Genomic DNA, 12174 nt, shown 5'->3' with positions numbered 1-12174 from the left:
TTTACGAATCCGTCAACCTTGGGGTTGACATCAACCGGCACGGCTCATAATCTCTGTTATCGTTATATTATTGATGATCGCCGTTAAATGCATGAAAGGTGTTGTGAGAGCCATGAAAGTGATCCACTACACAGAAAAACACCAGATCCGCAATTCCGGAGATGGTCCGTTGGCCTTCGTCTGCCTCATCCCGGCAGGCGCGCCGGAGATATAAAATGAGCGGCCCCTACCGCAACCCGCTGCCTACCGTTGATATCATCATTGAGGTTGCCGGCGGCATTGTTCTCATCGAACGGCGCAACCCGCCTCACGGGTGGGCCATTCCCGGCGGGTTTTTGGATTGGGGGGAAACCGTGGAGGCCTGTGCCCTCCGGGAGGCCAGGGAGGAGACGGGCCTTGTGGTACGCCTGGAGGAGTTGTTTTACGTTTACTCACACCCCGAACGGGATCCCCGTCATCATACGATGACCACAGTGTTCATCGCATCGGCCGAAGGGATGCCCGTGGCCGCGGACGATGCAAAAAACGCGGGGGTGTTTTCCGCCGATGCCTTGCCTGCCCCACTGGTTTTCGATCATGGGCAGATTTTAAGCGACTATTTCAGCTATCGCCAGGGTGAGAATAAGGCGAGTCTTTTTCGGCGTTATCTGCATCCGGACAGCGCTGCCCGAACGCCGGTACCATAGATTTCTTTTAAGGTGGGCGTTGGATGCGAAAAACGATATTCCCCGAATCCGTTGACAGCCTCTGGCTCGACACGAACCTGGCGACCATGGCTGAATCGGGCGCCTATGGCAGGATCGCAAGCGGAGCGGTGGCGGTAACCGCTGGTCGTATTGTCTGGATCGGGGCCCAGTCCGCGTTACCGGATGATGCACCGCAACGGGCGGCCCGTGTTCACCGGCTGGATGGCGCCTGGCTGACACCGGGAATGATCGATTGCCATACCCACCTGATTTACGCCGGGAACCGGGCCCGGGAGTTTGAAATGCGCCTAAATGGTGCCACTTATGCACAGATTGCTGAAGCAGGGGGCGGGATCGTCAGCACGGTGACCGCTGTCCGGAAGGCCTCGGAAGATGCGCTTTACCGATACTCGGCCAAACGGCTGATGGCCATGCAGGCCGAAGGCGTGACCACGGTAGAGGTGAAATCCGGCTACGGTCTGGATACCGCCAGTGAGCTCAAGATGCTTCGGGTGGCCCGGCGATTGGAGGAGACGTTGCCGACAACGGTGGTGGCGACGTTCTTAGGGGCCCATGCCCTGCCGCCGGAATACAAGGGGCGCCCGGACGCCTATGTGGATCTCGTGGTGGATGAGATGTTGCCCGAAGTGGCCGCCGAAGGGCTGGCCCGGGCCGTGGATGTGTTTTGTGAGACCATTGCTTTCACCACCGAACAGACCGAACGGATCTTCAAGGCCGCACGCCAACACCAACTGGCCGTCAAACTGCACGCCGAACAGCTTAGTGACAGCAAGGGGGCCATCCTGGCCGCCCGGTATGGGGCGCTGAGCGCCGACCATCTGGAATATCTGGAACCGGACGGGGCATCGGCCCTGGCTGCATCCGGTACGGTGGCGGTGCTTCTGCCCGGCGCCTTCTATTTTCTCAACGAAACCCGTAAACCGCCGGTGGCGCTTTTGCGCCGTAACGGCGTGCCCATGGCCCTGTCCACCGACTGCAACCCCGGCACCAGTCCCACCACCTCACCGTTGCTGATGATGAACATGGCCTGCGTCAATTTTGGGCTCACCCCGGTCGAAGCCTTGGCCGGGTTTACGGTCAACGCTGCCCGGGCGCTCAAAATCGATGACCGCCAGGGAAGCCTCGAGGTGGGCAAATCCGCCGATTTTGCCGTCTGGGAGATCGACGAACCGGCCGAGCTGGCCTACCGCATGGGCGGCAATCCCTGCCGCATGACCGTCAAGGATGGCGTTGTGGTGCATCGCGCTGTCTGAAGTGAAGGTACGGTATCCGTCTTGAACTGCGTGCAGGTTGTCTATACCGCTGCATCGGTCCTGAGGCAGGCATCTATAACCATCATTTTCTGATTTGACGCCAGGCTGACCCGCTGCTATCCTTTATTATATCAACGTGTAACCCGAGGAGTGAGGATGCAGGCCAGGGATGTCATGACCACGCATTTTTCGACATTGAAGGTCGACGATACCATCGCCGAGGCCGTCAATCGTTTCCGTCAGGCCAGTCGCGATCAGGGAAAAAAGGTGTTCGGCATGATGGTCACCGATGCAAACGAGCACCTGGTGGGTATGCTCTCCATGTACGACATCCTCTTGTTTGTGCAGCCCCGTCATGCCGGGATCTGGTCGGAGCTGACGGACCTGGATCAGGCAGGCATGTTCGAAGGCCTGTTGGGGCGCGTGAAGCACATCCAGGTGGGTGACCTGATGACACCCGATGTGGTCACCATCACGCCCGACACCCACCTGATGGTCATCGTGGATCTGATGATCAAACGCCATATTCGCCGGCTGCCTGTGGTGGAAGACGAGGCGGTGGTGGGCATGGTCTATATCTCCGAACTATTCTACCATTTGCTGCGCCAGTATCTGGTGTAACCGATCTAGGGAGATCGCATATCGATGCCGGTTGCCCGAACGAGAAGTGTTTTGAGCGGCATGCGGGTCAGGGAGGCCATGCGCCGCCAGATGGTGATTGGCCGGGCCTTTGAGACCGCGCGGCGCGGCGTTGCCCGGATGATCAAGTACAAATCGGACTGCCTGCTGATCACCGACGATGAAGGCGCCTCGGCCGGGGTTGTTACCAAAACCGATATGACCGGTGCCTATTATGTCGGGTTGCCCGTGGATACCCTCCTGGGAGAGATTATGATGGGGCCGCCGACCTGCTGTTTTCCGGATGATCCCCTGGAAGATGCACTGGAAACCATGGGGCGCGAACAGGTCCACCAGCTGTTCGTGAAAGGAGCCGATGCCGATCAAATGGAGGGGGTGCTGACCTACGGCGATATCCTCGGACTGGTTTACCGCTATTGCCGGCGCTGCAACAAGAGCCGTTTCCGCAAAGATGCGAGACGCGGTGATGGGCAGCCGCCCGACGAAGCCCTGGTGGAAACAGTGATGACAACCGAGGTGCCCACCTGCGGGATCCACGACGACCTGTTCCACGTCATGGAGATGCTTTCCGCCCAGCCCATGCATGCGGCCCTGATCAACGATCCGGAAGGCCGGTCGGCCGGGGTGATTTCCAAGTCTGATCTGGTGATGGGCTGGTATCGGGAAGTTGATCCCCAGACAACCGCATCGATGGTGATGAGTCGACCCGTACACGCCTGCCATCGTCGCGATTCCCTCACCGATGCCATCGGCCGTATGTTGCTTGCCGACCTGGGTCGGATTTTTGTTCACGATTCCGATCCCACCCATATTGTGGGGGTGATGTCCCTGGCGGATGCCGCCCGGCACCGTTCGGGGACTTGCAGGGCATGCGTCTCCAGCCGGCTGATCCGGTAGCCTGCCGATATCCACATTGAGTCCATAATTTGAGGGGGTGACCTCAACCCAAAAGGGGATCGAGCCGGTGTTTCAATTGCCCGCGGGAAAATACTGCGGTGCCATGGCCTCCCTATACGTCCGGATGACGCACGCCTATCGAATTGGTGCATCCTGATCGGTTGCATAACCGGTGGACGAAGCCGCGATTGCCCGGGAAAAAGCGGTTGAGCCCGGTGGGGTGATGGTGTATGAACTCTGTTTTTCAAGCCAGTCATAAAAGGACACAATACAATGATTACCTTGCTGGATTATGGTGCCGGAAACGTTCGCAGTGTGATTAACGCCATCGAAAAATTGGGCGAAACCGTGCATGTGGCCGCATCGGGACGCGACATCGCGGAGGCGGAGAAGCTGCTTTTTCCCGGGGTGGGCAGCTTTGGCAGCATGATGGGGATTTTGCGGGAGAAGCGGTTTGTGGAACCGCTGCTGGCGTTTATAAAAGCCGGCCGGCCTTTTTTCGGCATCTGCCTGGGGATGCAGGCGCTGTTCGAGGGCAGTGACGAGGCGCCCGAAGAAAAAGGGCTGGGGGTGCTTCCCGGCCGGGTGGTGCGCTTTGATGTGGACCTGGCCGTGCCTCATATGGGCTGGAACGGCATCAGTGTCAAGCAGCCCACCGATCTTTTCTACGGGCTGGGCGGTGATGAGAAGTTCTATTTCGTGCACTCTTACCATGTGGTGGCTGACGATGCGGCAGTGGTGCTCACGACCACCGATTACGGCTATCCGTTTGTCAGTGCCGTACAGAAAGGAAGCGTTCAGGGGACCCAGTTTCATCCAGAAAAAAGCGGTGCGTCGGGTCTGACCCTGCTGGAGAACTTCATCCGCAAGGACCGTACGGTGAGTATCCCGCCCAAAAGCCCCGACCACACCCGGCTGGCCAAACGGATTATCGCCTGCCTGGATGTGCGGTCCAATGACCAGGGGGATCTGGTGGTCACCAAGGGCGATCAGTACGATGTCCGCGAGGGCGGCAACGTCCGTAACCTGGGCAAGCCCGTGGAACTGGCCGGCCGATACTTCGAGGAGGGGGCCGATGAGGTGACGTTTCTCAACATCACCGGGTTCCGGGATTTTCCCCTGGAAGACATGCCCATGATCCAGGTGCTCAAGGAGACCTCCAAACATGTTTTCGTACCCCTGACCATTGGTGGCGGAATCCGCGATTTCACCGATAAAAACGGGCGCAGTTACACGGCCCTCGAGGTCGCCGCCGAATATTTCCGCTCCGGTGCCGACAAGGTTTCCATTGGCAGTGATGCGGTCTATATCGTTGAGGATTACCTGAAACGCGGCAAGGCCACCGGTCAAAGTGCTATCGAACGGATCTCCTACGTTTACGGCAACCAGGCGGTGGTGATCTCCATCGATCCGAGGCGCGTGTATGTGAATTCGCCGGCGGAGACCGACCACCCGACGGTCGTCACGACCATCCCCGGACCGGAAGGACAGGGTCATTGCTGGTTCCAGTGTACGGTCAAGGGGGGGCGTGAGGGCCGGGATGTGGACGCCGTCACCCTTGCCCGGGTGTGCGAAAAACTGGGGGCAGGGGAGATTCTGCTCAACTGCATCGATCGGGACGGCACCAACATGGGCTTTGACATTGAATTGATCAAGGCCGTGAAACAGGCGGTGACCATTCCGGTGATTGCCTCCAGCGGAGCCGGATGCGAAGCGCATTTTGCCGAGGTATTTGAAGCGACCGATGTGGAATCCGCCCTGGCCGCCGGGATTTTTCACCGGCGGGAAGTCCCCATCGGTGCGGTTAAACGCCATTTGAAGGATAGCGTCGAAATTCGCCTGTAGGTTGTGTTCTGGCCGATGTGGGCACGGTCCGTTCAAACACGCTGGAGCGCATGGAGGCCGAGGGGAAAATAAAGATGAGCGATTTCCGGATGATCAATCCGGTGCGCTCTCTGTTGGCGCGGTCTCCGGCACTGACGGCGGGTTGATCTCAGGTAATTCAACCTTACGGACAGGCGGTGGAGATTGGCGAACGTGTTCGAGAAAATCGCCGATGGTTCGGTAGACCCGATCGGCCCCTTCGCCCAGAAGAATTCCATGGCGCTGAAAATTGAACAGGACCATCTGTTTGTCGACGGAGCCGAGCCGTTTGAAGATCTTTTCGGTTCCCTTGGGATTGACCACCGGATCCTCGCGTGACTGGACCACCAGCGCCGGCACGGTAATCTCGGACAGTCGCGGTTCCAACGAGGCCATCAGCCGCTCCAGTTCGCGAACGCCCGAGATGGGGTTTTTGAAATAGTTGATGTGCGGATTTTCCGGGTGGTTGTCCACAAAGGTTTTTTGCGCCTCTTCCAGGTGGATATGGCCCATGATGCGGTTCCACATGTCCACGGCTGGCACGAATCGCGCGGCAATGTCCTGCAATCGCAGTGGTGCGGAGACGGCAAAAACAGCCTCCACCGCCGGCACCCGCTGGGCCAGGTCCAGTGCCAGGCCGGCCCCGGTGGAAAAGCCGCCGGCGACCACCCGTCGACACAGGCTCCGGATCACCGCATAGCCCGCATCCATGTCGTCGATCCATTCGGGAAAGGTGCAGGCGGCCAGGTCCTCCGGTGCGGTACCATGCCCTTTCAGCCGTGGCACGTATACCCAGAATCCCATTCGGCCCAGGTATTCGGCAAGCCCCCGGACCTCGGCCGGTGCCGCCAGATAACCATGGGCCAGAACCACCCCCACCCGTCGACGGTCGCCTCGGATAAGAAACGGGCGTCCGATCTGCCTGGGTTTCGAAACGCCCAATGAGCTGAACCGGTCGTAATCCCGATCGAATTCATCTCGGGCCCGTTTGATCAGATAACGGGCCACCTTTCGTTTCAGCCAGAATCCAGGCATCCAGGAGAGCCTCGATATACGGCCCTGGAGGGGTGTCAACGGCTCGACTTCATTGGCAATTACCGCCACGGGGTTGTCGATGCGGGAACGGTGAAAATCAAATATGCCGGCCAGACGCGCGGCATCCCTGACGATTCCCCGGCCATCAATGCGGACCACTTTTTTTTCAGCGGCAAAATTGATGAATTCACTGAATTTGCCATAATGGTCGTCGGTCAAGAGGTGGGTCTGATTCCTGTCGACGCTGGTATGAAAATAGACCTCGCCGGATCGGGTGCAGGCCTGGGCCGCCAAAAATACCCGCCGCTTCAAGTTCTCCGCATCGATCCGATCAACCGGTGATTTTTTCAGGCAGGCGGCAAACAGGTGGTCGTGGTTGACGGTGGTCATCCGGTAAATGGCGGCCATGTATCGTCGCATGATTTTCAAGGCTTCGCGGCGCATGCATTTGCGGGAGGGAATCCGGTCGTCGAATCCGATGGACACGGGCGACCGGATGTCGTCCTGGATGGCCCGGCATGAGAGACAATCGGAAACTTGAATGGGCGGGCCAAAGCGGATGTCGATATCGACACCGGAGAGCAGCATGGCACCTTCGGTCATGATCTCTTCGGCAATCCGTTCCGGCAGATCCTCCACCAGTCGTTCGGCCAGGCGGCTCAAGGCGTTTTCCCGCGCCCGAAGCGGGTAGTAGGTGAGATTTATCGGCACAATGCTGGTGGGAAGCCGGCTGATGCCATCTGCCGATGGCAGCATGAACCGGTCGGCCAGGCGCCGGGCCTCATCAGGATTGTTTTCAACCATATTGATGAGACGCTGGCGATAGAATTCGGTTCTCAGGGCCAGGGTGGCTGCGCCGGTGTGCGGCGGGTGTTTTCCGCCTGCGTAGGAGATCATGAAACGTCCCTTTTCCATGATCTTCTTGTTTTTGACCATGCGTCCTTCGGGAAAGATGACCCAGTTGGCCTCGGCGGTGAGCAGGGATTTGACCATTAACCGATCCCGGTCCGGAGAGCGGGTGGAGACGGCGCCCAGTTGTTCTATATAGCGGCCGAATTTGCCCACAAACAGTGCTGCATCGGCCAGTGCCCACACCGGTGTGCCGGTCAAACGGTGCAGATGGTAGGGCAGCAGAAAGGTCTCGATGCGGGTGAAATGATTGACAACAAAGATGGTCGGGCCGGTGGGGAGGTGCTCGGCATCGTGCATGTTCAGGCGGGCTCGGCTGATACCGGAAATGGTTTTGATGGCCAGCCCGGTGGTACGGTAAGCAAAAGAGTTCATTGCACAGGGAACAGCGGTTGGTGAATCGTCAGTTAAGGTTGACAGCGTTACAACTTATCATTAGACTACATCTCTTAAGTTCAAAAATAAAGGGAATTTACGGAGGCGATAGGTGTATTCAAAGATTCTCAAACTGCGATTCCCGGTGGCGGAAGTGCGAAAACCACTGGTGTGTACCCTGGCGCGGGAATATGATCTGGTGTTCAATATTTTAAACGCCGGTATTCTGCCCCGCAAAGAGGGCTTCATGGTGCTGGAGATTTCCGGCAGCAAAAAGAATTTTAAGGACGGGGTCGATTACCTGAAACGCCAGGGCGTGGGTGTGCAGAACGCCTCCCAGGAGGTCAAACGCATCAAAAAAAAGTGCACCCATTGCGGTGCGTGTACGGCGGTGTGCCCCACCGGTGCGCTGGCCATCAAACGGCCTGAGATGGAAGTTCTTTTCGATCAGAAAAAGTGCATTGTCTGCGAGCTGTGCATCACTGCCTGCCCGCCGCGGGCCATGCAGGTGCGTCCCACCAACCAGCTTTTTTTTGAATGACCGATCGTATTGCCATCGCCGTCTCCGGCGGCGTTGATTCACTGGTTTGCGCCCATCTTTTAAAACAGCAACGCTGTGATCTGTTGGGGCTTCACTTTCTTACCGGCTACGAGAAACCGGAAGATCGGATGGCCCGGCGTATCGTGGCGTTGTTTGCGTCCCTGGGCATACCGGTCGCCATTGTCGATCTTGGTGCTGCCTTCAAAAAACAGGTGGTCGACTATTTTTCCGATGCCTATGCAAACGGCCTGACGCCCAATCCCTGCCTGGTGTGCAACCCGTTGATAAAATTCGGTGTGCTTTTTGAAGAAGCTGAAAAGCGGGGTGCATCGAGGCTGGCCACCGGCCATTATGCACAGGTGACAAGCGATCCCAATGGGGTCTATCGGCTGTACAAGGGCGTGGACCCGGCCAAGGATCAGTCCTACTTTCTGGCCCGGCTCAACCAGGCGCAACTGGCCCGGGCCGTGTTTCCACTGGGGACCTGGACCAAAGCCGAGGTCATGGCGTTGGCGGACCAAAAAGGACTTCAGCCGGTGACGTGCCGGGAGAGCCAGGATGTGTGCTTTATTCAGGACGGTGACTATGCCCAGTTTCTCACCACGCAGGCCGGCATTCGTCCGCAGCCAGGGGATATTGTGGATACCGCCGGACGCCGGGTCGGCAGACACAACGGGCTGCATCGATATACCATCGGCCAGCGGCGCGGAATCGACTGTCCGGCCAGTCAGGCGTATTACGTGGTTCGCATCGATATCCGGCAGAACCGGTTGGTTGTCGGTTTCAAGGATGAGTTGACCACCGATCGTTGTCGGGTAAGGGACATGAATTGGATTCATGATACTCCATCGGCCCCCCTGGCTGTTCAAACCCGGATTCGCTACCGGCATCGGGCGGTGCCTGCGGCGGTTACTCCCGTGGGCCGTGATAAGGCATGGGTGCGCTTCGACGTGCCCCAGGCGGCGGTGACCCCAGGGCAGGGAGCGGTGTTTTACCGGGGGGATGAAGTGATCGGTGGGGGGTGGATTTCTGATTCATGAAAAGATTTTGTGTCAAAACTCTGGGTTGCAAAGTCAACCAGTGCGAATCCGAGGCCATCTGCAATGCCCTGGTGGAAGCTGGTGCCGGGTTTGCATATGGAACGGATGGTCAGGCAGACCTGGTGATCGTCAATACCTGTACGGTGACCCGCAAGGCGGCCATGCAGAGCCGCCAGGCTGTTCGCCAGGCCATTCGCAACAATCCCGGGGCGCGAATCGTGGTGACCGGCTGCCATGCCCAGATCGCGCCGGCGGAGTTGGCCGCCATCGACGGAGTCGACCGGGTGGTCGGCAACGGCGACAAACACCAGATCCCCCGGCAGATACTGGCCGGCCTGCCCGCAATGGATGCCTCCCCGGAAACGCCAGCCTGCGGGGATGTAAGAGCAATCGCTCAATTTGACGCGTTGCCCGGCATTGCCCATGGCGGCCGCACACGGCCGTTTCTGAAAGTGCAGGATGGCTGCGATGCTTTTTGCACCTACTGCATCGTCCCTCATGCCCGCGGAAGAAGCCGCAGCCTGCCCGTGGATCAGGTGCTGGATCAGATCGGCCGATTGGGACGGCTGGGCTACCGCGAGGTGGTGCTTACCGGCATTCATATCGGCTGTTACGGCAAGGATTTATCGTCGACCACAGGTTTGTACGACCTGCTTTGCCGCATCCGCGAGGCAGGCACCATCAATCGGGTGCGCCTCAGCTCCATTGAACCGGCCGAGCTCTCCGACGAGATCATTGGATTGGCCGATGCCGACCCGAATCAGCCTGGACGGCTCTGCCCCCATTTTCATGTCCCCCTGCAAAGCGGCGACGACGGTATTTTGAAGCGCATGCACCGGCCGTACACCAGAGATTTTTTCAGGGGGCGGGTGCACGCCATCATCCACCGAGTGCCCCATGCGGCCATTGGCGTCGACACTCTGATCGGATTTCCCGGAGAGACAGACGCTGCTTTTGAGAACACCCATCAGTTGATTTCCAGCCTGCCGGTGACCTATCTGCATGTTTTTCCGTTTTCGGCCCGTGAAGGCACGCCGGCGTTTTCCTTCAGCGGGCAGATCCCGGCACCGGTCATCAAAAACCGCTGCCGGAGGATGCGCCGTTTGGGTGAAGAAAAACGGCGCGGTTTTTATCACCGTCGCATCGGCGAGACCGTTACCGTTCTGGTGGAAGAGACCCGTGACAAGGGCGACGGTCGCCTGAAAGGCCTGACCGACAACTACGTCCCGGTGCGCTTCGACGGACCGGATGAATGGTACAACACGCTTCGAACGGTTAGCGTCAACAGGATTTCTGGAGATGGGTTGCCTGAAGGGACGGTTGATACCGGTGAGTGACCCCTTTACTTTTCCGGCGGCAAAATTCCCAGATCACTAATCTTGTAAAGCAACGTCTTATAGCTGATCTTCAATATTTTTGACGCTTTGCTGCGGTTCCAGTCGGTTTTCCCGAGAACATGGGAGATGATTTCGCGTTCAACCATTTCAACCGCTTTTTTCTTGGCTGACTTTAAGGAAAACGATTGATTGTCCGGCGAATTTTTACCGCCCAGATCAATAATGGTGGACAGTGAGGCGTGGTGGTCGGCACCGCTATCGGAATTTTCCCCGTTCTGGGGGGCCTTCTCATTGTTGAAAAGCTCATCAATAATCTGGTTGCAATCCCCCAGTACCAGCATCCGTTTCAGGACGTTCTGGAGTTCGCGGACGTTTCCCGGCCAACTGTAGGCACACATGCGCTCGATCACATCGGCGCTGGGTTTCTCGACACGACGGTTATTGAGCATGGCGGCATACTCTTTAACGTAAAAGTCGATCAGCGGTGGAATATCCTCGGGGCGCTCACGTAGTGGGGCCAGATAGATTTTGATGATATTGAGTCGGTAATACAGATCCTCGCGGAATTTTCCCTCTTCGATGTCTTTTTGCAGATCGTGATTGGTGGCGGCGATCACCCAGGTGTCTGCCTTGACCTCTTTTTCCGAGCCCAACGGCGAGAATTCACCGCCGCTCTGCAGGACATGCAGCAATTTTGCCTGCAGGGGCAGCGACATGTCGCCAATTTCATCCAGGAGCAGAACACCGCTATGGGCCAGTTGGAATTTGCCTTTCTTTTTCTGTTCGGCTCCGGTAAAGGCGCCACGCTCGTAGCCGAACAATTCACTCTCCAGGAGACCTTCCGGCAGGGCGGCACAATTGATCTTGATGAAGGGTTTTCCCAGACGAGGGGATTTCTGGTACAGGTTCTGTGCGACAACTTCTTTGCCGACACCACTTTCCCCGAAAACCACCGTATTCAGTCCCGTGCTGGCCACATGTTCGATCAGTTCCCGCACACGTTCGATATTTTTGCTGACGCCGACAATGGGAGGGCCGGGTTTTGATTTAGAATGCTCACTCATTGCTTTAACAATTTTTTAACCAGTTGTTCGAGTTCCGGCAGCTTAAACGGTTTTTCAAGCACATGGTCCGCGTGGGCCTCTTTGGCCAACGACTCCGGATGTTCCCCCCAACCGGTAATGGCGATAACGGGTGTTTCCGGGAACTTTTTCTTAACGATGGAAATAATTGCCACGCCACTGATATTGGGCAGGACCAGATCGGTAATGATCAGATCAAAGGCCGCATCCTTGGCTTCGATATATTTGAGGCCGTCAAGACCATTGGCGGCCGAGATAACCTCATATTTCTTTTGCGAGAAATAATTCGTCAGTGCAGTGAGGATCTCTTCACTGTCATCGATAATCAGCAACTTGAAAGGCTTTTTCATTCCAGCCTCTTACATTGTTAAAAAAAATTAGGAGACGGCAGATCCTGATTATTATCTGCTATATATGAATGTTCACCAAATGGCAAGGCGTTCTCCCACAGGGTAACCGCATTTGGGGCCGAATTATGAAAACCTGTGATTGCAGG

Annotated in this window: 11 protein-coding genes; 8 read left to right on the top strand and 3 right to left on the bottom strand. The window is 57.4% G+C overall.

Annotated elements, in window-relative coordinates:
* Window positions 1-215 precede the first annotated feature (215 nt).
* The 5 genes from GN112_RS09025 to hisF all read left to right on the top strand — a co-directional run bounded on the left by GN112_RS09025 (window position 216) and on the right by hisF (window position 5341).
* Entirely contained in the window at window positions 216-686 is a 471-nt protein-coding gene (locus GN112_RS09025) for an NUDIX domain-containing protein (RefSeq protein WP_155309904.1), read from the top strand.
* A gap of 23 nt (window positions 687-709) precedes the next feature.
* Window positions 710-1960: an imidazolonepropionase gene (gene hutI / locus GN112_RS09020; RefSeq protein WP_155309903.1), complete on the top strand. Its 1251-nt coding sequence runs from the start codon at window positions 710-712 to the stop codon at window positions 1958-1960.
* 156 nt (window positions 1961-2116) lie between these two features.
* Window positions 2117-2581 carry a CBS domain-containing protein gene (locus GN112_RS09015; RefSeq protein ID WP_231716970.1) on the top strand — a complete coding sequence of 155 codons (465 nt, stop codon included), beginning with the start codon at window positions 2117-2119 and terminating at the stop codon, window positions 2579-2581.
* 24 nt (window positions 2582-2605) lie between these two features.
* Window positions 2606-3496, top strand: coding sequence for a CBS domain-containing protein (locus GN112_RS09010; protein WP_155309901.1), 891 nt, complete (start codon window positions 2606-2608; stop codon window positions 3494-3496).
* Between the two features lie 273 nt (window positions 3497-3769).
* A complete protein-coding gene (gene hisF / locus GN112_RS09005) occupies window positions 3770-5341 on the top strand; it encodes an imidazole glycerol phosphate synthase subunit HisF (RefSeq protein ID WP_155309900.1) in 1572 nt (523 codons plus the stop codon).
* A gap of 93 nt (window positions 5342-5434) precedes the next feature.
* Here hisF and GN112_RS09000 read toward each other — a convergent pair whose 3' ends face one another.
* A complete protein-coding gene (locus GN112_RS09000) occupies window positions 5435-7678 on the bottom strand; it encodes an alpha/beta fold hydrolase (RefSeq protein WP_155309899.1) in 2244 nt (747 codons plus the stop codon).
* A 112-nt stretch (window positions 7679-7790) separates the two neighbouring features.
* On the opposite strand from GN112_RS09000, the gene GN112_RS08995 reads away from it, so the two are divergent.
* Genes GN112_RS08995 through mtaB form a run of 3 tightly spaced genes read left to right on the top strand, consistent with a single transcriptional unit; the run spans window position 7791 to window position 10596 of the window.
* On the top strand, window positions 7791-8219 hold the full coding sequence (locus GN112_RS08995; protein ID WP_155309898.1) for an NIL domain-containing protein: 429 nt from the start codon (window positions 7791-7793) through the stop codon (window positions 8217-8219).
* Window positions 8216-9259 carry a tRNA 2-thiouridine(34) synthase MnmA gene (gene mnmA, locus GN112_RS08990; protein ID WP_155309897.1) on the top strand — a complete coding sequence of 348 codons (1044 nt, stop codon included), beginning with the start codon at window positions 8216-8218 and terminating at the stop codon, window positions 9257-9259. The genes GN112_RS08995 and mnmA overlap by 4 nt, the downstream gene beginning before the upstream one ends.
* Window positions 9256-10596, top strand: coding sequence for a tRNA (N(6)-L-threonylcarbamoyladenosine(37)-C(2))-methylthiotransferase MtaB (gene mtaB, locus GN112_RS08985; RefSeq protein ID WP_155309896.1), 1341 nt, complete (start codon window positions 9256-9258; stop codon window positions 10594-10596). Before mnmA ends, mtaB begins: the two co-directional genes overlap by 4 nt.
* A 5-nt stretch (window positions 10597-10601) precedes the next feature.
* Here the strand turns inward: mtaB and GN112_RS08980 are convergent, their stop codons facing one another.
* Both GN112_RS08980 and GN112_RS08975 read right to left on the bottom strand, forming a co-directional pair.
* Entirely contained in the window at window positions 10602-11660 is a 1059-nt protein-coding gene (locus tag GN112_RS08980) for a sigma-54 interaction domain-containing protein (RefSeq protein WP_155309895.1), read from the bottom strand.
* The gene (locus tag GN112_RS08975; RefSeq protein WP_155309894.1) at window positions 11657-12028 is read right to left on the bottom strand and encodes a response regulator; all 372 of its coding nucleotides are present in this window, start codon (window positions 12026-12028) and stop codon (window positions 11657-11659) included. Before GN112_RS08975 ends, GN112_RS08980 begins: the two co-directional genes overlap by 4 nt.
* Between the last annotated feature and the right edge of the window lie 146 nt (window positions 12029-12174).

It is taken from the genome of Desulfosarcina ovata subsp. ovata (genome assembly GCF_009689005.1).
Classification (GTDB): domain Bacteria; phylum Desulfobacterota; class Desulfobacteria; order Desulfobacterales; family Desulfosarcinaceae; genus Desulfosarcina; species Desulfosarcina ovata.
Note: the sequence above shows the minus strand (reverse complement) of the source record. Positions and strands in the feature narration are given on the sequence as shown.

Coding starts and splice junctions, on each gene's coding strand:
- GN112_RS09015 (WP_231716970.1), top strand. CDS start 2,117: ATGCAGGCCAGGGATGTCATGACCACGCATTTTTCGACATTGAAGGTC.
- hutI (WP_155309903.1), top strand. CDS start 710: ATGCGAAAAACGATATTCCCCGAATCCGTTGACAGCCTCTGGCTCGAC.
- GN112_RS09025 (WP_155309904.1), top strand. CDS start 216: ATGAGCGGCCCCTACCGCAACCCGCTGCCTACCGTTGATATCATCATT.
- mtaB (WP_155309896.1), top strand. CDS start 9,256: ATGAAAAGATTTTGTGTCAAAACTCTGGGTTGCAAAGTCAACCAGTGC.
- GN112_RS08980 (WP_155309895.1), bottom strand. CDS start 11,660: ATGAGTGAGCATTCTAAATCAAAACCCGGCCCTCCCATTGTCGGCGTC.
- mnmA (WP_155309897.1), top strand. CDS start 8,216: ATGACCGATCGTATTGCCATCGCCGTCTCCGGCGGCGTTGATTCACTG.
- GN112_RS09010 (WP_155309901.1), top strand. CDS start 2,606: ATGCCGGTTGCCCGAACGAGAAGTGTTTTGAGCGGCATGCGGGTCAGG.
- GN112_RS09000 (WP_155309899.1), bottom strand. CDS start 7,678: ATGAACTCTTTTGCTTACCGTACCACCGGGCTGGCCATCAAAACCATT.
- hisF (WP_155309900.1), top strand. CDS start 3,770: ATGATTACCTTGCTGGATTATGGTGCCGGAAACGTTCGCAGTGTGATT.
- GN112_RS08975 (WP_155309894.1), bottom strand. CDS start 12,028: ATGAAAAAGCCTTTCAAGTTGCTGATTATCGATGACAGTGAAGAGATC.